This window comes from Cryobacterium sp. MP_M3 (assembly GCF_015752155.1).
Lineage (GTDB): Bacteria > Actinomycetota > Actinomycetes > Actinomycetales > Microbacteriaceae > Cryobacterium.
On record NZ_JADOVI010000001.1, the window covers coordinates 418,504 to 440,892 of the forward strand.

The 22,389-nt window shown below is 67.5% G+C and carries 16 protein-coding genes; 9 read left to right on the forward strand and 7 right to left on the reverse strand.

Features of this window, described 5'->3' with window-relative positions; genetic code table 11:
• Positions 1-264: 264 nt before the first annotated feature.
• Positions 265-906: a DUF1684 domain-containing protein gene (locus IWX89_RS01875; protein WP_196901884.1), complete on the reverse strand. Its 642-nt coding sequence runs from the start codon at positions 904-906 to the stop codon at positions 265-267.
• Complete coding sequence (locus IWX89_RS01880; RefSeq protein WP_196901885.1) at positions 903-1,502, reverse strand: hypothetical protein; 600 nt, start codon at positions 1,500-1,502, stop codon at positions 903-905. The genes IWX89_RS01875 and IWX89_RS01880 overlap by 4 nt, the downstream gene beginning before the upstream one ends.
• 43 nt (positions 1,503-1,545) lie before the next feature.
• Here IWX89_RS01880 and IWX89_RS01885 point away from each other — a divergent pair, with 43 nt between their 5' ends.
• The 4 genes from IWX89_RS01885 (at position 1,546) to IWX89_RS01900 (ending at position 4,378) form a co-directional block, all read left to right on the forward strand.
• Positions 1,546-1,983 carry an EVE domain-containing protein gene (locus IWX89_RS01885; protein WP_134508308.1) on the forward strand — a complete coding sequence of 146 codons (438 nt, stop codon included), beginning with the start codon at positions 1,546-1,548 and terminating at the stop codon, positions 1,981-1,983.
• A gap of 109 nt (positions 1,984-2,092) precedes the next feature.
• The gene (locus tag IWX89_RS01890) at positions 2,093-3,358 is read left to right on the forward strand and encodes a hypothetical protein (protein WP_196901886.1); all 1,266 of its coding nucleotides are present in this window, start codon (positions 2,093-2,095) and stop codon (positions 3,356-3,358) included.
• Between the two features lie 52 nt (positions 3,359-3,410).
• Positions 3,411-3,998 carry a hypothetical protein gene (locus IWX89_RS01895; RefSeq protein ID WP_196901887.1) on the forward strand — a complete coding sequence of 196 codons (588 nt, stop codon included), beginning with the start codon at positions 3,411-3,413 and terminating at the stop codon, positions 3,996-3,998.
• A gap of 77 nt (positions 3,999-4,075) precedes the next feature.
• On the forward strand, positions 4,076-4,378 hold the full coding sequence (locus IWX89_RS01900; protein ID WP_196901888.1) for a DUF427 domain-containing protein: 303 nt from the start codon (positions 4,076-4,078) through the stop codon (positions 4,376-4,378).
• 44 nt (positions 4,379-4,422) lie between these two features.
• Here IWX89_RS01900 and IWX89_RS01905 read toward each other — a convergent pair whose 3' ends face one another.
• From IWX89_RS01905 to IWX89_RS01920, 4 genes are all read right to left on the reverse strand, one after another.
• Entirely contained in the window at positions 4,423-4,926 is a 504-nt protein-coding gene (locus tag IWX89_RS01905; protein WP_196901889.1) for a SprT-like domain-containing protein, read from the reverse strand.
• Positions 4,926-6,110, reverse strand: coding sequence for a sorbosone dehydrogenase family protein (locus IWX89_RS01910; RefSeq protein ID WP_231382748.1), 1,185 nt, complete (start codon positions 6,108-6,110; stop codon positions 4,926-4,928). The genes IWX89_RS01905 and IWX89_RS01910 overlap by 1 nt, the downstream gene beginning before the upstream one ends.
• 240 nt (positions 6,111-6,350) lie before the next feature.
• Positions 6,351-7,022 (reverse strand): hypothetical protein, encoded by a 672-nt coding sequence (locus tag IWX89_RS01915; RefSeq protein WP_307836341.1) that lies wholly within the window; start codon positions 7,020-7,022, stop codon positions 6,351-6,353.
• A 252-nt stretch (positions 7,023-7,274) separates the two neighbouring features.
• Positions 7,275-8,144 carry a spermidine synthase gene (locus tag IWX89_RS01920; RefSeq protein ID WP_196901890.1) on the reverse strand — a complete coding sequence of 290 codons (870 nt, stop codon included), beginning with the start codon at positions 8,142-8,144 and terminating at the stop codon, positions 7,275-7,277.
• A 394-nt stretch (positions 8,145-8,538) separates the two neighbouring features.
• On the opposite strand from IWX89_RS01920, the gene rpoB reads away from it, so the two are divergent.
• The 3 genes from rpoB (at position 8,539) to IWX89_RS01935 (ending at position 16,809) form a co-directional block, all read left to right on the forward strand.
• Positions 8,539-12,033, forward strand: a complete 3,495-nt coding sequence (gene rpoB, locus IWX89_RS01925) for a DNA-directed RNA polymerase subunit beta (RefSeq protein WP_196901891.1) — start codon at positions 8,539-8,541, stop codon at positions 12,031-12,033.
• Positions 12,034-12,078: 45 nt separating this feature from the next.
• The gene (locus IWX89_RS01930; RefSeq protein ID WP_196901892.1) at positions 12,079-15,975 is read left to right on the forward strand and encodes a DNA-directed RNA polymerase subunit beta'; all 3,897 of its coding nucleotides are present in this window, start codon (positions 12,079-12,081) and stop codon (positions 15,973-15,975) included.
• 147 nt (positions 15,976-16,122) lie between these two features.
• Positions 16,123-16,809, forward strand: coding sequence for a hypothetical protein (locus IWX89_RS01935; protein ID WP_196901893.1), 687 nt, complete (start codon positions 16,123-16,125; stop codon positions 16,807-16,809).
• A gap of 54 nt (positions 16,810-16,863) precedes the next feature.
• Here IWX89_RS01935 and IWX89_RS01940 read toward each other — a convergent pair whose 3' ends face one another.
• A complete protein-coding gene (locus tag IWX89_RS01940) occupies positions 16,864-17,235 on the reverse strand; it encodes a VOC family protein (RefSeq protein ID WP_196901894.1) in 372 nt (123 codons plus the stop codon).
• A gap of 336 nt (positions 17,236-17,571) precedes the next feature.
• Here IWX89_RS01940 and IWX89_RS01945 point away from each other — a divergent pair, with 336 nt between their 5' ends.
• Together IWX89_RS01945 and IWX89_RS01950 are read left to right on the forward strand one after the other, a co-directional pair.
• Positions 17,572-20,466 (forward strand): bifunctional diguanylate cyclase/phosphodiesterase, encoded by a 2,895-nt coding sequence (locus IWX89_RS01945; RefSeq protein ID WP_196901895.1) that lies wholly within the window; start codon positions 17,572-17,574, stop codon positions 20,464-20,466.
• A gap of 248 nt (positions 20,467-20,714) precedes the next feature.
• Positions 20,715-22,385 carry a GspE/PulE family protein gene (locus tag IWX89_RS01950; RefSeq protein ID WP_196901896.1) on the forward strand — a complete coding sequence of 557 codons (1,671 nt, stop codon included), beginning with the start codon at positions 20,715-20,717 and terminating at the stop codon, positions 22,383-22,385.
• Positions 22,386-22,389 lie beyond the last annotated feature (4 nt).

Here is a 22,389-nt window from a genome sequence, read left to right on the forward strand (position 1 = left end):
GTGGTGCCTTTCGGGCATCAGATTCCTCACGCGGACCGGTTTTGCGCAAAGGCAGTGGCCGGAGCCAGGAGGATTCACATGGCGAAGGTGCCGATGGGCACATCCGTTCGCCGTAAGAAGGTTTCATTCGCAAAATCCGGCCGGCCCACGAGTGGACCGACGGAGAAAGAAAGAAGAGGGCGTTCTACGACGCAGCAAACGCAACTACGCATTCGCAAGCTCCCACTCTAGCGGATGCTGTCAAGCGGCTTCCCAGGAACGGCCTCAGCCGTGTTCCGCGCCGGCGTACAGCTCGCCGACGGGCACCTCGACGGCCACGACATTGCCGGCCTGCGGCAGCGGGCAGGCCCACATCGGGTCGTAGGCGCAGGACGGGTTGTAGGCGAAGTTGAAGTCGAGCACGAGGGTGTCGTCGTCGGCGCCCGGACCGAGGTCGGCGCCCTTGACGGTGTCGAGCAGGTACCGGCCGCCGCCGTACGTTCCGCCGGGTTTGCCGGCCAGGCCGTCCTTGACCGGCAGGAAGAGCCCGCCGCCGTAGCTGGCCAGGCGCCACAGGTCGATCGCGCCGAGGTAGGGCAGGCGCACGGTGCCGACGAGGTCGAACGGCACCGTGCCATCCGTGCCCGTGTCCACCTGGATCCGATGCGGCTGCTCGGCCCGGTGCACCTCCACCTCGAACCGCCAGTCGGGGTCGTAGGCCGCTACGGGCAGGCCGGTGAACGCGGACCGGTCGTCGGGCATCAACGGCGACGACGGATGCCCCGCGAACAGGTCGTCGCGGCCGCTGCGCCACAGTTCGTGGCCGGCCGCGGGGTCGTGAGCGCTGAGCTGGCGCACCCCGGCGTAGAGGCCGAACACCCGGCGGCGCCAGTCGGCCACCTGGAGGGCGCCGAGCGTGGTGGTCATTCGGTCACCCCGGAAACGGCGGCGGAATCGGCGCCGGACACAGCGCCGGCCGAGGCGTCGGCCGCTGCCGACGAGTCAGCCGAGGCGCCGTCATCGGACGGCAGGTCGACGCCGAGGTCGAGCCGCCAGGTCGGGGCCAGGCGCCGGAGCTGGCGCATCCGCCACTGCCAGAGGGCCCAGAACACAGGCCAGCTGGCGAGGGTGAGCGCACCGGTCCGGAAGATCAGCTGGTCGCGGAACAGGGTCTTCCCCGTGCCGGCCGGGTCGGGGGCGACGGCCATCCGGTGGTCCCAGAGGGTGACCGAGGCGAGCGCGCCGGAGACACCGCGGCCCGTGTCGCGCAGGATGCGCACCCCGTCCTTCCGGGTGGTCTCCATGGTCAGCCGGATCACCTGTTCGCCCATCGGCACGAGGCCGAGCGCGTTCAGGCCCACCGGGTGCTCGCCGGGTTCCCAGACGGTCGGGAACCCGCCTGCCTCGAGCGATTCGGCGCTCACCACGGGCGAACTCACCTCCCGGAAGACGGCGGGGCTGCGCAGGGCGCGCCATGCGGCATCGGGGGAGCAGTCGAGTATCTCTTTCAGCAGTACACGCATGCCCCTAGTCTGTGGCGCATCCTGATGCAGTACAACTAAGAGGGTGGCAATTCGATACTGGCTGGGAGTCGCGCCGCGTGAGCAGGTGCTCCGCGGAGTCTCGATGGGGCTCGCGCAGGCCAATCACGGGTCGCGGGCGGCCCTCGAGGAGATGCGCGAATCCGACGGCGTGGTCTACTACTCGCCGAAGACCGAATCCGATGGCGAGACCCTGCGCGAGTTCACCGCGATCGGGTGGATCGCCGAGGGTGCCCCGGGCCGCACGGGCCAGGCCGGCCAGGCGGGGTCCGGGTCCTACCGGCCGTGGCGGCACCCGGTCGACTACGACACGGATGCCGTCGCCGCGTCGATCCGCCCGCTGCTCACCGTGCTCGAATTCACCCGCGACGATCCCGACTGGGGCTACCAGCTCCGGCGCGGCCTGATCGAGATCTCCCGGCACGACTACGACCTGATCCGCCGCCAGATGCGGCGCGGCTAGCCGGTCGTCCGGCGCCGCATCCGGTGCCCTCCGCGGTGCCGGCGAATGGGCTCAGGATCGGCGGTTTCGCTGCGGAGACCTGGCCCCGGCGTTGGCTAGACTCGCCGGTATGACTGGCGAACTCTGGTGGGTGCCCTCGGCCATCGTTCTCGGGGTGGTCTGCGTCGTCGTGGCGCTGCTGGTCGGCCTGGCCCGGCGCCGGGCCAGGGCCCGCGACCTCGCCCTGGCGGAGGCCGCCGCCGAACGTTCCCGCGCCGCCGCGATCGCCCTGGTCCGCGCTGATGACCTGATCGAAGCCAACGCCGACGAACTCGCCTTCGCCCTCGCCCAGTTCGGGGAGGGGGCCACCCGTGACTTCGCCGCCGCGCTCGCCCTGTCCACCCGCCAGCTCAAGGAAGCCTTCGCGCTGCAGCAGAAGCTCGACGACGGCATCCCCGACAGTGAAACCGAACGCCGCCGCTGGACCGAGCAGATCGCCCAGCTCGCCGACGAGGCCACCGTGCGGATCCAGGCCCAGGCCCGTGACTTCTCGTCGCGGCGGGGCCTCGAACGGGATGCGCCGCTTCTGCTCGAAAAGCTGCAGCGCCGCCTCGACCGGGTCGCCGACCGCGTCGCGGCGGGGGCGGCCAGCCTCGCCCGCCTCTCCCACACGTACTCGGCGGCCGCGCTCGCCTCGATCAGCGACAACGCCGGCCGCGCCCAGGCCGCCCTCGACGAGGCGCGCTCCGCCACGGACGCGGCGGCGGCCCAGCTCGCCGCCGACGCCGCCCGCCCGGTCGGCGACCAGCTCCAGGCGGCGGAGCACGGCCTCTTCCGGGGCGGCAAGCTGCTCGACGCGATCGAGACCGGAGAAGACCGGCTGCACCTCGGCTTCGCCGCCCTCACCCGGGCACTCGACGCTGCCGACGCCGAACTGGCCGAGGCGCGCACGCTGCGCGACGCGCACGAGGAGTCCGAGGCCCGCACAGACCTGAACCGTGTCATCGCCGAGGCGGACGCGGCGCTGGGCGAGCTGCGCCGGCCGGAGCGCCTCAGCGATCCGGCCGCCGACCTCGCCAGGCTCCGGGAAGCCATGGACGGGCTGGACGTCATCCGTTCGGACGCCCGCAACCGGCAGCTTCGCCTCGACAACGCCCGCGGCGCCCTCTCCGGCGCGCTGCTCGCCGTGCGCAGCCAGCTCACCGTCACCCGCGACTTCATCACCGGGCACCCAGGACGCGTCGGCGCCGAGGCGCGCACGCGCCTGGCCGAGTCCGAGCGCCAGCTCACCCTCGCGGTGGCCGAGACCGACCCGGTCGCGGCGCTGGACGGCGCGCGTCGGGCGATGACGCTGGCGACGGATGCCGACGCGCTGGCCCGGTTCGACGTCCACTAGCTTGCGCCCGCAGGGTTCCCGTCCGCCGGGCCATTGCCGATATTCTGGTGACGTGATTGCCGCCGAGCCCCAGCAGAAATACCAGGTCCGTTTCGACGTCGGCCTCGTCGGCTTCCAGGCCCTCGCCGGGCAGGCGGACGTCGTGATCCTGGCCGACGCGCTGCCGCCCACCGGCTACGCGCAAGGCATCCCCACCCGGCTGGCCGCGCACCAGGTCATCGGGGCCGATCTCGGCACGGCCGAGCGCGTCGCCGAATGGGTGCTCAATCGGCAGGCGGAGAAGGCCGACCGGTTCGCCGTCGCGGTGATCGCGGTGGGCGAGCGGCGCAACGACGGCACTGCCCGGTTCGCGGTCGAGGACTTCCTCCTCGCCGGCGCGGTCATCGACGCGCTCGCGGGCCTCGGGATCGACCACGTCTCGCCGGAGGCGGCGGCGGCCGCCGCGAGCTTCACCGGGCTCCGGCAGGCGCTGCGGCACCTGATCACCGCTTCGGAGACGGCCCTCGCCCTCGTCGCCGACGGGCGGCAGGCCGAGGTGGCGGCCGCGATCGGCGCGCCGGACCGGGCGACGGTCGCGTCGCACGCCGGCCGTGAATCGGCTGGGATCCCGCTGCTGCGGGAATTCACCTTCCCGGCCTGACGTTCCCCCCAGCACGGCCGGAGCACGGCCTCGGCCGACTGCCGAGACGCCCGGCACCGACCCAAGGAGAAGCTCCCATGAAGGCAGTACTCAACGGCACCGTTCTCGCCGAAGCACCGCAGGACGACCTGGTCAGGATCGAAGGCAACTGGTACTTCCCGCCGGCGTCGGTGAACGCCGACCTGCTGGTGAAGAGCCCCACCCAGTACACCTGCTCCTGGAAGGGCGAATGCCAGTACTTCAGCGTGAAGAACGGCGACGCCCTGCTGCAGGACCGGGCGTTCAGCTATCCCACGCCGTACCCGGCCTCATTCGAGCGGGTCGGCCAGGACTACAGCAACTACGTCGCCTTCTGGAAAGAGGTCACGGTCGCCGACTGACGGTCGCCGACTGACGGCCACGGGGTGATCGTCCCGGGACGTCGTCACCTCGTGCCTGCTACCGTGGCCGCCGCCGCGCGGCGCCGTGCCGCCGCGGTGATTTCCCTCCGGTTCCAGTCGATCAGGTGCGCGCGGTTGAATCCTTTTCCGCACAGCCCGCAGGCGAAGGCCCGGGTGGGTTGCCGGTAGCGGTAGTGGATGTGGCCGGCCGGGCACACTCCTACCCACGGGGCGAGTTCGTCGGCGATCTCCCCGTCGTGCGTGCGTTTGCCGTCGTAGCCGAGTCCGCTGGCGACGGCCTTCCACTTCGGCCCGTGCCCGGCGCGCGGGCCGGCCAGGGCGTGCGCGACCTCGTGCAGCAGGATCTGGTGCACCTCATCGTCGTCGTAGCGGGCAGCCAGGTACCGCGACACGGTGATCCGCCGCACCGTGTAGTTGCACAGCCCCGCGCGCTTCTTCGCGTTGTCGAAGGCGAATGTCCAGGTCAGGTCGAGGTGCAGCACGATGAGGGCGTCGGCCCAGCGCCGCACCCGGTCGAGGTCGGCCATCAGGGCGCCACCCGCACCTGGTACAGCCGGTCGTCGCCGGGAGACGGGTCTCCGCGGCCATCCGTATTGTTGCTCACAAACCACAGTGTGCCATCCGGGCCCGACACCACGTCGCGCAGCCGGCCGAAGCTGTTGACAAACCACGCACTGGTCTCCCCGGTGGAGGGATCAATGCGCCAGATCCGTTCGCCGCGCAGCGCGGCCAAGAAGAGGGTGTCGTTCACGATGGCCAGCCCGCTCGGGCTCGCCTCGCTCGTGCGCCACTGCTCTGCCGGGTCTCGGTAGTCGGGGTTCCCGGCCGCGCCCTCTACGACCGGCCAGCCGTAGTTCCCGCCCGGCACGATGAGGTTGAGCTCGTCCCAGGTGTTCTGGCCGAACTCGCTCGCCCAGAGCCGGCCGCGGGAGTCCCAGGCGATGCCCTGCGGATTGCGATGCCCGAAGGAATAGACGAGCGAGCCGAACGGGTTGTCGACCGGCACCTGGCCAGTCGGCGTCATTCGAAGGATCTTCCCGCCGAGCGAGCCGAGATCCTGGGCGTTGGCGGTGTTTCCCGCGTCGCCCGCCGTGGCGTAGAGCAGGCCGTCGGGTCCGAAGCCGAGCCGGCCGCCGTCGTGGTTGCCGGCCTTGGGGATGCCCGAGAGCACAGGCTCGGGCGAGCCGAGGCCGAGGCCGCCCGGGGTGCCGGACAGCGGCATCCGCACGATCTCGTTGTCGTCGGCGGCCGTGAAGTAGGCGTACACCCAGCCGGTTCCGCCCGGGGCTGCGGCGTCGGCGAGGAACGCGAGGCCGAGCAGGCCGCCCTCGCCGCCGGGGCGCACTCCCGGAACCTCGGCGGCATCCCGCAGGCTGCCGTCGGGGAGGAGCTCGCGCACCAGCGCGGTGTCGCGTTCGCTGATCAGGGTGCCGGCGGGCAGGCGCAGGATGGACCAGGGGGCGTCCAGCCCCGACGCGATGACCACGGGGTCACCGACTGGATGCACCGGCAACAGCACGGTGTTCGGCGGCGCGCTCCGGGAAGGTGTCGGCCGGGCCTGGGCCGGCGTCGCGGTCGTCGCGCTCGGCGGCGGCGGCGCGCTGGCCGAGCATCCCGCCAGCGCCCCGGCCAGGAGCAGCGCCGCCGGGAGCGCGAGGTTCCGCCTGCCGGTGGGCCGCATGGTTCGGTCCCGTCCCTGCTCGCCGGTCATCGCTGCCTCGCCTCACTCGTCTCGCGCCAACGTCTCGCACCCACCGGGGCTCCGCACCACGGGCTCACCCGGCGTGGATCCAGCATGCCCCCGATGCCCCACCTGCGTAACTCCTGCAGATTCGGTGCCCGCAGCCGGACGTCCTCGTGAAACCGGGGGCGGGCATCGCGGCCGCAGCCGATCCGCAGGAGTTATGCACGGAGAAGGGAAAGGACGGGACGGGAGAGCGGATGCCGCCGGCTACCGGGCCTGGCGCTGCTCAGCGATGAACGACTCCACCACGGCCACGGCGATCAGCGAGCTTTCGAGGTGCTCCGAGGAGGCGCCCGCCTTCTCGCGCAGGAACACGGCGGCCGTGAAGTCGGTCAGGGCACCCTCGAGGTCGCCCTGTTCGAAGTAGACCTTGCCTCGGTTCTCCCGGGCGAACGCAGCGACGCCGGCCCACTCGTGGGTCTCCGACTCCAGCACGCAGTGCGTGAGTTCGGCCGCGGCCTCGTCTAGCTTGCCCTGGAACTGCTGCACCTGGGCGCGACGGATGCGACTGGCTGCGAGCTCTTCCCGCGACCCGGTGAACCGGGCCTGGCGCAGCGCCGTGTTGGCGATGTCCCAGGCCTCGTCGAGGCGGCCGGTCAACCGCAGCAGGGCGACCTTCTCGTTGAGGGCGGACAGACTGCGCAGTTCGCCGAGTTCGTCGAGACGGAGGCCGGCAGCGCGGAGATCGACTTTTTCACGCAGGGTGACGGCGTCGTAGCCAATGATGATGGGCAGGGTGTGTTCCTGAAACGAGGGCGGCCAGGGCGTGCCGCGGGTGAAAACGGGTCGCCTCCAGAGTAACCCGGACCCGGCGGCCGCCAGCCCCAGTGCTGGGGCGTTTTGCGCCGGGCTCCGCACCCGATGCCGTGCCGCGCCCACCTCGCCGCGCCCGCCTCGCCGCGCCCGCCTCGCCGCGCCCGCCTCGCCGCGCCCGCGGTGTGGCTAACTCAGGAGATCCCGGATGCCGCCGAGCCGCGCCCGCGCGATTCCGGCTGTCAGTGGGTGGCTGGCACCGGATCTCCTGAGTTAGCCACGCGTAACCGCGCGGGGCAGCGCCCACCCAACCGGTTATCAACAGGGAAGCTGAGTTATCCACAGGGAATGTGGAATCAGGAGAGACCCTCGACTAGCTCAGTTGCCGATCTGGAAGACCGTGCGGCCGGGCAGCGGCGACGGGGTGGCCGTCGCATCCGTCGTCACGAGCGCGCTCGCCATGAACTGGCGCAACTCCGCCCCCTCGACCACCTTCGACGGGTGCGGCCCGCCGGCGAGCAGCCGCGACACCCAGCTCAGGTCGATCGGAGTGTGGGCGGCCACGAATACGATGTTTCCGAACCGGCGCCCCTTGAGCACCTGGGTCTCGGCGAGCGCGAGCACATGGTCGAAGACGGCCGAGAGCGTCGCGGCCTGGGCGCGGGCGAAGGCGAGGCCCGGCCCGTCGGCGACGTTGACCACCACGATGCCCCTCGGGCTCAGCAGTGGCGCGGCCAGCTCGTAGAACTCGCGGCTGGTCACGTGCGCGGGGGTGCGCGCGCCGGAGAAGATGTCTACCACGACCAGATCGACCGAGCCGTGCAGCCCGGCGGGCAGTTTGCCGAGCACCTCGCGGGCGTCGCCGTGCCGCACCCGCAGCTGCGCTCGCTTGTCCCAGGGCAGCTCGGCGCGCACGAAGTCGATCAGGTCGCTCTCCAGCTCCACCACCTGTTGCCGGGATCCCGGCCGGGTCGCCTCGACGTAGCGGGGGAGGGTCAGCGCGCCGGCGCCGAGATGCACCGCGGTGATCGGCTCGCCGACCTCGCCGATCAGGTCGATCACGTGGCCGATCCGCTGCACGTACTCGAAGAACAACTCGTCGGGGTGGTCGACGTTCACATGGGACTGGGGCGTCCCGTCCACGATCAGGTTGAAACTGCCCGGGGTGAACCGGTCGGGTTCGATCACGGCCAGGTGCCCGCTGAGTTTCAACGTGACCGACGGATGCTGCGCTTCAACCCTGCTCATCCCCCCAGTCTGCGCCCCATCGCCCGGCCGGCTCTCCGCTCTCGCCGAGTTTCGCCGAGTTCTACCTTTCCGGTCGAACCCGACGGCTACGCGAGTCGGGTTCGACCGGAAAGGTCCATCTCGACAACGCGAAGGTGGGTTATACCTGAGAATTCCGGGAAGGTCAAGATTGAGGTGGACACGGCGTGGGAAAGCGCCTATGCTTGATCTTTGCGCTCCCAGACAAATCTCTGCCTTCATATTGCGGTCGGCTTTGCGTGCTCAAGCCACCTTGAGGCATACCTCGATTCAGTTATATCAGCGGGTTCAGATATACGGAGGGTCTGTGGAGTTCGTACTCGGTATTCATTACTAACAGTGACTAGACCTGACGGGGTCCACGGAGGTTATTTCCTTGGCTGCTGCGCGCAACGCAACCACCAACTCACCCAAGAACGGACGCGCCGCTGGGCGTCTTTCGTTCGCAAAGATCAGCGACAATCTGACTGTTCCGGATCTGCTTGCCTTGCAGACCGAGAGCTTCGATTGGCTCGTAGGCAACGACAAATGGAAGACCCGTGTCGCGGAAGGCCAGGCGGCCGGCCGCCAGGACATGGCGACTCGCACCGGCCTCGACGAGATCTTCGAAGAGATCTCCCCCATCGAGGACCTGGGCGAAACGATGCAGCTGTCGTTCACCAACCCGGAGCTCGAGCCGGAGAAGTACACGATCGACGAGTGCAAGGAAAAGGGTAAGACCTACTCCGCACCGCTGTACGTGAACGCTGAGTTCATGAACCACCTCACGGGTGAGATCAAGACCCAGACCGTGTTCATGGGTGACTTCCCGCTGATGACCCCCAAGGGCACCTTCGTGATCAACGGCACCGAGCGTGTCGTCGTCTCGCAGCTCGTGCGTTCGCCGGGCGTCTACTTCGACCGCCAGCAGGAGAAGACGTCCGACAAGGACATCTACTCCGCTCGCGTCATCCCGAGCCGTGGTGCCTGGCTCGAATTCGAGATCGACAAGCGCGACCAGGTCGGCGTCCGCATCGACCGCAAGCGCAAGCAGTCCGTGACCGTCTTCCTCAAGGCCCTCGGACTGACCAGCGAAGAGATCCTCGAGGAATTCAAGGGCTTCGCGTCGATCGAGCTCACCCTGGAGAAGGACAACATCCTCACCAAGGAAGAAGCCCTCAAGGACATCTACCGCAAGCTCCGTCCGGGCGAGCAGGTGGCCGCCGAGGCAGCGCGTGCGCTCCTCGACAACTTCTTCTTCAACTCCAAGCGCTACGACCTGGCCAAGGTCGGTCGTTACAAGATCAACCGCAAGCTCGGCCTCGAAGCCCCGCTCAGCGACTCCGTGCTCACCCTGCAGGACATCCTGGCCACGATCAAGTACCTGGTTGCGCTGCACGACAACCAGACCACGATCGCCGGGATCCGCGACGGCAAGCCCACCGACATCCGCATCGACATCGACGACATCGACCACTTCGGCAACCGTCGTATCCGCGCCGTCGGCGAGCTCATCCAGAACCAGGTGCGCACCGGCCTGTCCCGCATGGAGCGCGTCGTCCGCGAGCGCATGACCACGCAGGACATCGAAGCGATCACCCCCCAGACCCTGATCAACGTGCGCCCCGTCGTCGCCGCGATCAAGGAGTTCTTCGGCACGTCGCAGCTGAGCCAGTTCATGGACCAGAACAACCCGCTCGCCGGACTGACGCACAAGCGTCGCCTGTCCGCGCTGGGCCCGGGTGGTCTGTCCCGTGACCGTGCCGGCGTCGAGGTGCGAGACGTTCACCCCTCGCACTACGGCCGCATGTGCCCGATTGAAACCCCGGAAGGCCCGAACATCGGCCTGATCGGTTCGCTCGCCTCGTTCGCGCGGATCAACGCCTTCGGTTTCATCGAGACCCCGTACCGTCGCGTCGTCGACGGCAAGGTCCTGAACGACCAGATCGACTACCTCACCGCAAGCGAGGAAGACGAGTTCATCGTCGCCCAGGCCAACGCGCCGCTCACCAAGGACTGGCGCTTCGCCGATGCCCGCGTGCTCGCCCGCAAGAAGGGTGGAGAGGTCGACCTCTTCCCCGCAGAAGACATCGGCTACATGGATGTCTCGCCCCGCCAGATGGTGTCCGTCGCCACCTCGCTCATCCCGTTCCTCGAGCACGACGATGCGAACCGCGCCCTCATGGGTGCCAACATGCAGCGTCAGGCCGTCCCGCTCCTGATGAGCGAGAGCCCGCTCGTCGGAACCGGCATGGAGGTCTTCGCGGCCATTGACGCCGGTGACGTGCTCACCGCCGACAAGGCCGGCGTCGTCATGGAGGTGTCGGCTGACGTCGTCACCATCCAGCTCGACGAGGGTGGAACGCAGGACTACTACCTGCGCAAGTTCGCGCGCTCCAACCAGGGCACGAGCTACAACCACCGGGTGATCGTCCAGGCCGGCGAGCGGATCGAAGTCGGCGAAGTCATCGCCGACGGCCCCGCCACCGAAAACGGAGAGCTCGCTCTCGGCAAGAACCTGCTCGTCGCGTTCATGCCGTGGGAGGGTTACAACTTCGAGGACGCGATCATCCTGAGCCAGAACCTGGTCAAGGACGACACCCTCTCCTCGATTCACATCGAGGAATACGAGGTCGACGCCCGCGACACCAAGCTCGGCAAGGAAGAGATCACCCGCGACCTGCCGAACGTCTCCCCGGATCTGCTCGCAGACCTGGACGAGCGCGGCATCATCCGGATCGGCGCCGAGGTTCGCCCCGGCGACATCCTCGTCGGCAAGGTCACGCCCAAGGGCGAGACCGAGCTTTCCGCCGAGGAACGCCTGCTCCGCGCGATCTTCAACGAGAAGAGCCGCGAAGTCCGCGACACGAGCCTCAAGGTTCCCCACGGTGAGCGCGGCACGATCATCGGCGTCAAGGTCTTCGACTCGCAGGACGGCGACGACGAGCTCGGCTCGGGCGTCAACCAGCGCGTGGCCGTCTTCATCGCCCAGAAGCGCAAGATCACCGAGGGTGACAAGCTCGCCGGCCGTCACGGCAACAAGGGTGTCATTTCCCGCATCCTGCCGATCGAGGACATGCCGTTCCTCGCCGACGGAACCCCGGTCGACATCATCCTCAACCCGCTGGGCATCCCCGGTCGAATGAACTTCGGCCAGGTGCTCGAGACCCACCTCGGGTGGATCGCCAAGCAGGGCTGGCAGGTTGAAGGCAAGCCCAAGTGGGCCGGCCGTCTGCCCGAGCAGGCTCACAGCGCAGCCCCGAACACCAAGGTCGCGACCCCGGTGTTCGACGGCGCGCTCGAGGTCGAGATCGAGGGTCTTCTCGACTCCACGACCCCGACCCGCGACGGCGACCGCCTGATCGGCAGCTCCGGTAAGACCCAGCTGTTCGACGGCCGCTCCGGCGAGCCGTTCCCGAACCCGGTCTCCGTGGGCTACATGTACATCCTGAAGCTGCACCACCTTGTCGACGACAAGATCCACGCCCGTTCTACCGGCCCCTACTCCATGATCACCCAGCAGCCGCTGGGTGGTAAGGCGCAGTTCGGTGGACAGCGTTTCGGTGAGATGGAGGTGTGGGCGCTCGAAGCATACGGCGCCGCTTACGCACTGCAGGAACTCCTGACCATCAAGTCGGACGACATCCTCGGCCGCGTGAAGGTGTACGAGGCGATCGTCAAGGGCGAGAACATCCAGGAGCCTGGTATTCCAGAGAGCTTCAAGGTTCTGATCAAGGAAATGCAGTCGCTGTGCCTGAACGTCGAGGTTCTCTCGTCCGACGGAACAGCAGTCAGCCTGCGCGACACGGATGACGAGGTCTTCCGCGCAGCGGAGGAACTGGGCATCAACATTTCCACCAGGTTTGAGTCGTCGTCCATCGACGACATCTAAGCCCGGCCACTGACGAAAACTTCGAAAACTTTCCAAGGAGAGAAATTGCTCGACGTAACAACATTTGACGAGCTTCGCATTGGCCTGGCCACCGCCGACGACATCCGTCGCTGGTCGCACGGTGAGGTCAAGAAGCCCGAAACCATCAACTACCGCACGCTCAAGCCGGAAAAGGACGGCCTGTTCGGAGAGCAGATCTTCGGACCGTCCCGCGACTGGGAGTGCTCCTGCGGCAAGTACAAGCGAGTGCGCTTCAAAGGCATCGTCTGTGAGCGCTGTGGCGTAGAGGTCACGAAGTCGTCGGTGCGCCGTGAGCGCATGGGCCACATCGAACTCGCCGCCCCGGTCACCCACATCTGGTACTTCAAGGGTGTCCCCTCCCGTCTCGGCTACCTGCTGGACATGGCTCCGAAGGACCTCGAAAAGGTCATCTACTTCGCGGCATACATGGTCATCACGGTCGACGAAGACGGCCGTCACCAGGACATGCCCGGCCTCGAGAACGAGCTCCGCCTCGAAATCAAGACCATCGAGGACCAGCGCGATTCCCGGATCGCCGACCGCCTGCAGCGCCTCGAAACCGACCTCGCAGCACTGGAGGCCGAAGGCGCCAAGAGCGACCAGAAGAAGCGCACCAAGGACGCCGCCGAAAAGGAGATGAGCCAGGTCCGCAAGTCCCTCGACGAGCAGATCGCTCACCTCGAGCGTGTGTGGGAGGACTTCCGCACCCTCAAGGTCGGCGACCTCAAGCCTGAGGACTCGGTCTTCCACGAGCTGCAGGACCGCTTCGGCATGTACTTCGAGGCCTACATGGGCGCCGAAGCCATCAAGAAGCGCCTGCTGGCCTTCGACCTGGTCACCGAGAGCGAAAACCTGCACCTGCAGATCGCCGAGGGCAAGGGCCAGAAGAAGATCCGTGCGATCAAGCGTCTCCGCGTGGTCAACGCGTTCATCATGACCGGCAACTCGCCGGCCGCCATGGTGCTCGACGTCGTCCCGGTCATCCCGCCCGAACTGCGCCCGATGGTGCAGCTCGACGGTGGCCGTTTCGCGACAAGCGACCTCAACGACCTCTACCGTCGTGTGATCAACCGCAACAACCGCCTGCGTCGTCTGCTTGACCTCGGTGCCCCCGAGATCATTGTGAACAACGAGAAGCGGATGCTGCAGGAGGCCGTCGACGCGCTCTTCGACAACGGTCGTCGTGGCCGCCCGGTCACGGGCACCGGAAACCGCGCCCTCAAGTCCCTGAGCGACATGCTCAAGGGCAAGCAGGGTCGTTTCCGTCAGAACCTGCTCGGCAAGCGCGTCGACTACTCCGGCCGTTCGGTCATCGTCGTCGGCCCGCAGCTCAAGCTGCACCAGTGTGGTCTGCCCAAGCAGATGGCACTCGAGTTGTTCAAGCCGTTCGTGATCAAGCGCCTGATCGACCTGAGCCACGCTCAGAACATCAAGGCTGCCAAGCGCATGGTCGAGCGCAGCCGTCCGCAGGTCTGGGACGTGCTCGAGGAGATCATCCGCGAGCGTCCGGTGCTGCTCAACCGTGCGCCGACGCTTCACCGCCTCGGCATCCAGGCGTTCGAACCGCAGCTCGTCGAGGGTAAGGCCATCCAGCTGCACCCGCTCGTCTGCGCCGCGTTCAACGCCGACTTCGACGGTGACCAGATGGCTGTGCACCTGCCGCTGTCGATGGAGGCCCAGGCCGAAGCGCGCATCCTCATGCTCGCCTCGAACAACATCCTGAAGCCGTCCGACGGTCGCCCGGTGACCCTGCCCACCCAGGACATGATCATCGGTCTGCACCACCTGACCACGCTCAAGGAAGGCGTCATCGGCGAGGGCCGCGCGTTCTCCTCTGTCGCGGAAGCGATCCTCGCTTTCGACCAGAAGTCGCTCGACCTCAACGCCAAGGTGCGCATCCGCCTGACCGACAAGTACTTCGAAGAGGGCACCCAGCCTGAAGGCGTCGAACTGGTCAACGGCCAGGCCGTCGGCACCGTGCTGGTGACCACGTCCCTCGGACGCGCCATCTTCAACGAGGCCATGCCGGTCGACTACGCGTACTTCGAGAAGGTCGCCGACAAGGGCACCCTCTCGGCGATCGTCAACGACCTCGCCGAGCGGTACCCCAAGGTGGAAGTGGCCGCAACGCTCGACCGCGTGAAGGATGCCGGTTTCTACTGGGCAACCCGATCCGGTGTGACCGTGGCGCTCAGCGACATCCTGACCCCGCCGAACAAGCCGCAGATCGTTGCCGGCTATGAGAAGCAGGCCGCCAAGGTGCAGTCGCAGTTCGAGAAGGGTCTCACGACCGACCTCGAGCGTCGCCAGGAGCTCATCCAGATCTGGACGAAGGCAACGGAAGACGTTGCCAAGGCCATGCAGGAGAACTTCCCGAAGGACAACACCATCAACCGCATGGTGACGTCCGGTGCTCGTGGTAACTGGCTGCAGGTGCGAAACATCGCCGGCATGCGAGGCCTCGTGAACAACCCGAAGGGTGAGATCATCCCTCGCCCGATCATCTCGAGCTACCGCGAAGGCCTGTCCGTCGCCGAGTACTTCATTGCTACTCACGGTGCTCGCAAGGGTCTGGCCGACACCGCTCTCCGTACCGCCGACTCGGGTTACCTCACCCGTCGTCTCGTGGACGTCTCGCAGGATGTCATCATCCGCGAAGACGACTGCGGAACGACCAAGGGCCTCGAGCTTCCGATCGCTGAGATCAACCCGCTCGGAGAACTCGTTCGCCACCCCAACGTGGAGAACGCGGTCTACGCTCGCAGCCTGGCCGCACCCGCGGTCAACGCCAAGGGCGAGGTTGTCGCGGAGGCCGGTGACGACGTGGGCGATGTGCTCATCGAGAAGCTGGTCGAGGCCGGCGTCGAGACCATCAAGGTTCGCTCGGTGCTCACCTGTGAGTCCGCCGTCGGTGTGTGTGCAGTCTGCTACGGCCGTTCGCTCGCGACCGGCCTGCTCGTGGACATCGGAGAGGCCGTCGGCATCATCGCCGCGCAGTCGATCGGTGAGCCCGGCACGCAGCTGACCATGCGTACCTTCCACACCGGTGGTTCGGCATCCGCCGACGACATCACCCAGGGTCTGCCGCGCGTCCAGGAGCTCTTCGAGGCTCGTACCCCCAAGGGTGCGTCGCCTATCGTCGACACCGCGGGCCGCATCACGATCGAGGACACCGACCGCAGCCGGAAGGTCATCCTGACTCCCGACAACGGCGACGAGCCGATCGCCTACCCGGTGCTCAAGCGCTCCACCCTCCTTGTCGAGGATGGCCAGCACGTCGAGCTCGGCACGCAGATCATCATCGGCGCCGTCGACCCGAAGGAAGTTCTTCGCGTCAAGGGTGTTCGCGCTGTGCAGAAGCACATCGTCGGTGGCGTGCAGGATGTCTACCGTTCGCAGGGTGTGCCGATTCACGACAAGCACATCGAGGTCATCGTTCGCCAGATGCTTCGCAAGGTCACCGTCGTCGAGCACGGCGACACCGGCCTGCTCCCCGGCGAGCTGGTCGACCGGCTCAAGTACAACGAGCTGAACCGCACCGCGCTCACCGAGGGTAAGAAGACGGCTTCGGCTCGTCAGGAAGTCATGGGTATCACCAAGGCTTCGCTGGCTACCGAGTCGTGGCTGTCGGCCGCTTCCTTCCAGGAAACCACCCGGGTTCTGACCCAGGCGGCCATGGAAGGCAAGAGCGACCCGCTGATGGGCCTCAAGGAGAACGTGATCATCGGAAAGCTGATCCCGGCCGGCACCGGTCTTCCCCGTTACCGCGACGTCACCGTGGAGGCAACGGATGAAGCCAAGGCTGAGCGTTACCCGAACCGCATCTTCACCGATGATGCGACGTTCAACGAGGGTGACCTGAGCTTCGTCGACTTCGACAGCTTCTCGTCGGACGACTTCACCCCCGGCACCTACAACTAGCGTTCGCTAGGTACACCGGATGGCCCCCTGCTTCGGCAGGGGGCCATCCGTCATTAACCGCCCCGATCATCGGACCCGCCCAGTGATCGAGCCTGCCCTCATCCCGGTGGCCGCTAGGCTGGCCCCAATCTGCCAGGGGGTTTGCCAATGACCGCACCAGCTCCGTCTTCTCCGCCGCGCGCCCGGCGCCGGCTCTGGTTCCTGCTCGGCGCGATCGGCTCGGCGCTGGTCGTGACCCTCATCGTGCTGCTGATCGTCTGGCGCGGCGGCGCCGGCCTGCCCGGTGACACCGCCGCGGGAGCACGCCCCCAGCCGAGCAAGACCCCGGCGCCGGTGGCGCTGGCCGCGGCACCGGCCCCGGCGGCCACCCCGGCCGGCCCGCATCCGTCGAAATGCGGCGAACTCTACAGCCCGGCGATGGTGGCGGCATTCGGAACGGCGGTGCTCAATCCGGCGTGGGTCGAAGCGGCGGGGTCCGAGGTGCGTCACGGCACCGCGGATGCCGAGCTCACCACGCTCATCGACGCGGCCGACAAGCTCACCTGTGTCTGGGGAAACCCGAAGGGCGGCTCCGACAGCGGCCTCACCACGAATCTGGTCTGGGTCACCGCGGAGCAGGGCGCGGCAGTCAAGGCGCGCCTCGCCGCGGCGGGGATGACCTGCTACGAGGAACTCGGCGGGCTGCGCTGCGTGAGCGAAACCACCGGGGACGCCGGCGCCTCAGGTGAGTCGCACTTCCTCCGGGACGGGATCTGGCTGGCCACCCGTTACGTCAACTCCGGCCCCGACGGCTACACCCACGACATCATCGCGAGTGTCTGGGGCGGCGCGTAACAGAATGGGGCCGGGTAGCGCCGAAGCGCCACCCGGCCGCCGGTGCCGCCGAGGTCAGAGCATCTCGGAAACACAGATGAAGTTGCCCTCGGTGTCGCGGAACCAGGCGGACTTCATCTCGTCCATGCTCGCGACTCCGTTGACGGTCTTCATCCCGGGAATGTCGTAGTCCTCGAAGACCACACCGCGCTCACGCAACCGCGTCATCTCACTGTCGAGATTGTCGGTCACCCAACCCATCTGGGTGTTCTTTGCAGTGCCGGCATTGCTCGTCTCGTAGATCTCAAAGGCGTTGCCGGAATCCAGACGGTAGACGAGAACGCCCTCGTGCACCTCGGCAGGGTCGAGGTCGAGGGCGTCGTGGTAGAAGGTTTGCGCGCGCTTGAGATCCGCCGCGGGCAAGACAGTGTGAACTTCCTTGAACATGTGAGAATCCTCCTCAACGTGGAAGGGGCCAATTTTCAGGAAGAGCGTCGATCAGGAACCCGTCCGTGGGCCCACACGTATCGGAGCGCCCTGGCGTCTGCTTCCGAGTGGGAGTGCCGACCGCGAACGGCGACGGGCGCGAATCCTGACCGGAACTCCTCGTCCGCCGGCCGGCAGTGGTCGGATCGTCGGGCGGTGACTATCGCATATCGTGGTGATTCTACGCCGACCCGGACCGTCGCGGAAGGGGCATTAGCGGTCTGGAACGGTCGGCACGCAGGAACCCCGTATTCTTCTACTGATGGCGGCAACTCCTCCATTCACAAGAGGGGCACCATGGTTTTGGTAAGTCGGATCGGGGCGGTCTTCGTCGGGGCCGTCGGACTCATCGTCCTGATCGGTTGGTACACCCGGATCGCCGGGTTGACGACCGTGCTCCCCGGTCTCACACCGATGAAGCCGACCACCGCCGTCGCCCTGATTCTGCTGTCTTTGGCCCTCGTATCGGCGCGGCGGTTGGTAGGCGTGAGCCTGGCCGCCGTTGCGATCGCCCTCGCATCCGTGACCCTGGTCGGCTACGCGCTCGGGTCAACGCTCGGCATCGGCGGCTGGGTGCCGGGGATCAACCTGGGCGCGCTGGACCCGCGGATGGCGCCGATCTCGGCGGTCGGCCTGATCCTGGTCGGTTCGGCCGCTATAGCGGGCCGGCGGCACCGCACGACCCTGATGCAGGTCCTCGCGCACGCCTCACTTCTGGTCAGCCTGATCGCCCTGATCGGCTACGCCTACGGCGTGTCTTCCCTGTACACCGTGGCTGGATTCGCGAGTATGGCGCTGCACACGGCACTGGGCATTGCCATCCTGTCCGTGGTGGTGCTCGTTCAACGGCCCGCGGTCGGGCTGGTCGCACTGCTGGGCGACCGCGGCAGCGCGGGCGAGCTGACGCGGCGGTTCTTGCCGGCCCTCGTTCTCGGTCCGTTCCTCCTGGGCTGGATTCGTCTCTGGGCCCAGCGCCTGGGGTGGTTCGACACCGTGTTCGGCGTCGCCATCCTGATCACGAGCATGACGGTGCTCGGTACCGCACTGACCTGGGTCGCGGCGCTGAAGCTGAAGGAACTCGACCGGCAACGCACTGAGGCAATGCTGGCGCTGGCCGAGGTCAACCGCACCCTCGAGGAGACTGTCGATCACCGCACCAGGGAGCTCGGCGAGGTAGCGGACCAACTTCACACCCTCATCAAGATCGCTCCGGTCGGCATCGTGCAGCTGGATTCCCTGGGCGGGCTCCTCACCGCGAACGATCAGTGGCTGGCCCTCAGCGGTTTGACCCACCGTGAGTCCCTGGCCGACGGCTGGGCGCAGGCGATGCACGCTGACGACCTCGACCGGGTGTCCGCCGAGTGGAGCGCGGCCGTTACCGCAGGGGTCGGCTACGAGACGACCCTCCGCTTCTGCACCCCGGCCGGCCAGGTGAACTGGGTCCAGGTCAGCACGGCTCCTATCCACGACCCGGACTCACTCGCCGTCACCGGACACCTGGCCACCGTCACCGATATCACCTCGCTCCGGAATGCCGAGGAAGCGGCCGCGGCCGCGCGGGCACGATTCGAGGCGGCCTTCGCCTCCTCGCCGCTCGGCACGGCGATTGTCTCGCTTGACGGCGAGGTGCTGGAGGCGAACAAGCGACTTTTCGACCTGGCCGGTCGGGCGACAGCCGTGGTCAAAGGGCACATCGACGAGATCTTCATGCCGGCCGGAACCGGCGGCGGCGATCGACTCAGCCTTGCCGACGGACCGTCCACCCGCCAGCGGATGGACCGACGGATGCGGCGCGGCGACGAGGAAGAGGAAACATGGGTCAAGGTCAGCATCGCCGAGATCAACGAGGGAGAGTCGACCGGGGGACTCCTCTATCAGCTGGAGGACATCACCGCCCGCCGACTGGCCGAGGCGCGGGTGGAGCACCTCGCGTTCCATGATCCGCTGACCAATCTGCCCAACCGCCTGCTGCTGCTGGACCGGCTCAACCAGGCCCTCCTGCAGGCCTCGGGGCACGGCCAGGGCGTCGCCGTGTTGTTCATCGACCTCGACCGGTTCAAGTTCGTCAACGACAGCCTCGGCCATCACGCCGGCGACGCGGTGCTGACCGAGGTCGGCATCCGGTTGCGGATGCACGCTCGGTCGACCGACACCGTTTCCCGCATTGGCGGTGACGAATTCGTGGTGATCTGCCCGGATGTCGGCAGTAACCGGGACGTGCACAAGATCGCCGAAGCGCTGCAAAAGGCCATCGCAGAGCCGATCCTGGTCGGCGACCAGGTCGCATCCGTTGACGCGAGCATTGGCATTGCGTTCGGTCTCGGCCACGACGACGCCGAGTCGCTCCTGCGCAACGCCGACCAGGCCATGTACCTGGCGAAGGGCCGCGGCCGGGCGCGCTACGAAGTCTTCGACGACGATCTGCGCGGCAGGATCGAGCGCAGGCTCGACACCGAACTGGCACTGCGGGACGCGGTGCAACTGGGTGAGATCGAGACGTGGTTCCAACCGATCGTCGACCTGCAGCAGCGCACCGTGGTCGCAACAGAGGCGCTCGCCCGTTGGAGACGCCCGGAACGGGGCCTCGTCTTCCCGGGGGAGTTCATCGCGATCGCCGAGGAGGTCGGCCTGATCAAGGGGATCGGCACCACGGTGCTCGGGCAGGCCTGCCAGGCCGCCGTCTCCCTCGACGGGCGCATGGCGGTCAGCGTGAACGTGTCGCCGCGGCAATTCGTGCAGGACGACTTCGGGGCCGTGGTGAAACGCGCCCTCAGCGAGAGCGGCCTTCCGCCGGACCAGCTCTGGCTGGAGCTGACCGAGAGCGCCGTGCTCGATGCCATCGATTCTGCCGCCCGCACCTTCCAGGAACTGCGTTCCCTCGGGGTGCGGCTGGCCATCGACGACTTCGGCACCGGCTACTCCTCCTTCACCCATCTGAAGGCGTTCACCGTCGACCTGCTCAAGATCGACCTCACCTTCATCCGCGACCTCGAATGTTCGGACCATGACCGGGCAATCGTCGAAGGCATCCTGCGCCTGGCCGACTCCCTCAACCTCGACGTCGTCGCAGAGGGCATCGAGACGACCGGGCAGCGGGACCTGCTGACCGCGATGGGCTGTCGCTACGGCCAGGGTTATCTGTTCTCCAAGCCTGCTGCGTCGGCATCCCCCGACGTGTACTTCGGCGACTGACCGGGCCGGCGGCCGGGCCTGTCGAGGGTCGGGCGGCTGGCGAGCCACTACAGTTCAGAGAAGGGCCGGTCGCATCGTCCGGGCCCGTCCGCTCCATCGCTCGACGCCTACCCCCTGATCGTGGGACTGGCCAGGGCGGCTGGGCCGGGGATACCGTTACTCGTTACCTGACACCACACCTCGCGCGCTGAATCACCGCTGCATGCGCCCGAGGACCTCCGCAGCCGGAACCAGCAGGGGAGGTTCGCGTGGCCACGCTGACGGAGATCCTGATCCTGCACGGCCTGCTGCCGATCGAGCACCTCGACAAGCTGATGGCCGGCGACCCCGCCGACGAGACCGCTGTGCGTGCCCTGGTCGACTCCGGGGTCATCTCCGAGATCCAGTTCGCCAAGGCCCGGGCCGAACAGGCCGGCCTGCCGTTCGTGGAGCTGCTCGAATACCCGGTCGACCGGCTGGCCGTCTCGCTCGTCTCCCCGGCCATGTCCCGCCGCCACCAGGTGCTGCCGATCACGATCGAGGCCGGCCGCCTGGTCGTCGCCATGGTCGACCCGGGCAACGTCTTCGCCATCGACGATGTGCGCGAGGCCGCGAAGATGCGCGTCATTCCGGTCGTCGCCGAGCGCGGCGATCTGCTCGCCGCGATCGCCCGCTACCACCGCGCCGATGACGAGCTCAGCAATCTCACCACCACCATGGAGGAGGAGCAGGCCCCGGTCGAGTCCAACTCGTTCGGCGTCTCCGACTCGATCGACGACGACGCGCCCATTGTGCGGTTCGTCAACCTTCTGGTCAGCCAGGCAATCCAGGACAAGGCCTCGGACATCCACATCGAGCCGGGTGAACACAACCTGCGCGTGCGCTACCGCATTGACGGCGTGCTCCACGAGATGCAGCGCGCGCCGAAGAGCATCCAGAACGGCGTTATCTCCCGGCTGAAGATCATGAGCGACATCGATATCGCCGAACGGCGCAAACCGCAGGACGGCCGCATGTCGGTCAGCCACGGCGGACGCCAGATCGACCTGCGCGTGGCGACCCTGCCCACGGTATGGGGCGAGAAGATCGTCATGCGAATCCTCGACAACTCGAGCACGACCATGAGCCTGCACGACCTGAACCTGCTCGACTACAACTACGAGGCCTACAAGAAGTCGTACTCGAAGCCCTACGGGATGATCCTGGTCACCGGGCCCACCGGTTCGGGCAAGTCGACCACCCTGTACACGACCCTGCACTCCGTCGCCCGGCCCGAGATCAACGTGATCACGGTCGAAGACCCGGTCGAGTACCGCATGAAGGACATCAACCAGGTGCAGGTGAACCCGAAGGCGGGGCTCACCTTCGCCAGCGCGCTCCGCAGCATCCTGCGCAGCGACCCGGATGTCGTGCTGCTGGGTGAGATCCGCGACCACGAGACCGCGCAGATCGCCATTGAGGCGTCGCTGACCGGGCACCTTGTGCTGTCGACCCTGCACACCAACGACGCGCCGAGCGCGATCACCCGGCTCACCGAGATGGGCATCGAACCGTTCCTGGTCGGCTCCGCCCTCGACTGCGTCGTCGCCCAGCGCCTCGCCCGCCGCCTCTGCGACCGCTGCAAGGCACCCGGCGAGTATTCGGCCGAGCACCTGGAGGGCCTGAAGTTCGGCTTCGACCCGCTCCTGCCGCTGCCGAAACTGTTCCAGCCGGTCGGCTGCCAGAGCTGCTCGAAGACCGGGTACCGGGGGCGCATCGCGGTTCACGAGGTCATGACCGTGTCAGAGAGCATCGAGCGCCTCGCCGTGGACCGTGCCTCCAGCGCGGACATCGGCCGGGCCGCGCGGGCGGAGGGCATGATCACCCTCCGTGAAGACGGGTGGGAGAAGGTCCGGATGGGCCTGACCTCGATCGAAGAGATTTTGCGAGTCGTTGCATAGCGCT

Excerpts from the sequence above, each read along its gene's own strand:
- IWX89_RS01875 (WP_196901884.1), bottom strand. The coding sequence starts at position 906 with ATGACCACCACGCTCGGCGCCCTCCAGGTGGCCGACTGGCGCCGCCGG.
- IWX89_RS01880 (WP_196901885.1), bottom strand. The coding sequence starts at position 1,502 with ATGCGTGTACTGCTGAAAGAGATACTCGACTGCTCCCCCGATGCCGCA.
- IWX89_RS01890 (WP_196901886.1), top strand. The coding sequence starts at position 2,093 with ATGACTGGCGAACTCTGGTGGGTGCCCTCGGCCATCGTTCTCGGGGTG.
- IWX89_RS01900 (WP_196901888.1), top strand. The coding sequence starts at position 4,076 with ATGAAGGCAGTACTCAACGGCACCGTTCTCGCCGAAGCACCGCAGGAC.
- IWX89_RS01905 (WP_196901889.1), bottom strand. The coding sequence starts at position 4,926 with ATGGCCGACCTCGACCGGGTGCGGCGCTGGGCCGACGCCCTCATCGTG.
- IWX89_RS01910 (WP_231382748.1), bottom strand. The coding sequence starts at position 6,110 with ATGACCGGCGAGCAGGGACGGGACCGAACCATGCGGCCCACCGGCAGG.
- IWX89_RS01920 (WP_196901890.1), bottom strand. The coding sequence starts at position 8,144 with ATGAGCAGGGTTGAAGCGCAGCATCCGTCGGTCACGTTGAAACTCAGC.
- IWX89_RS01935 (WP_196901893.1), top strand. The coding sequence starts at position 16,123 with ATGACCGCACCAGCTCCGTCTTCTCCGCCGCGCGCCCGGCGCCGGCTC.
- IWX89_RS01940 (WP_196901894.1), bottom strand. The coding sequence starts at position 17,235 with ATGTTCAAGGAAGTTCACACTGTCTTGCCCGCGGCGGATCTCAAGCGC.
- IWX89_RS01945 (WP_196901895.1), top strand. The coding sequence starts at position 17,572 with ATGGTTTTGGTAAGTCGGATCGGGGCGGTCTTCGTCGGGGCCGTCGGA.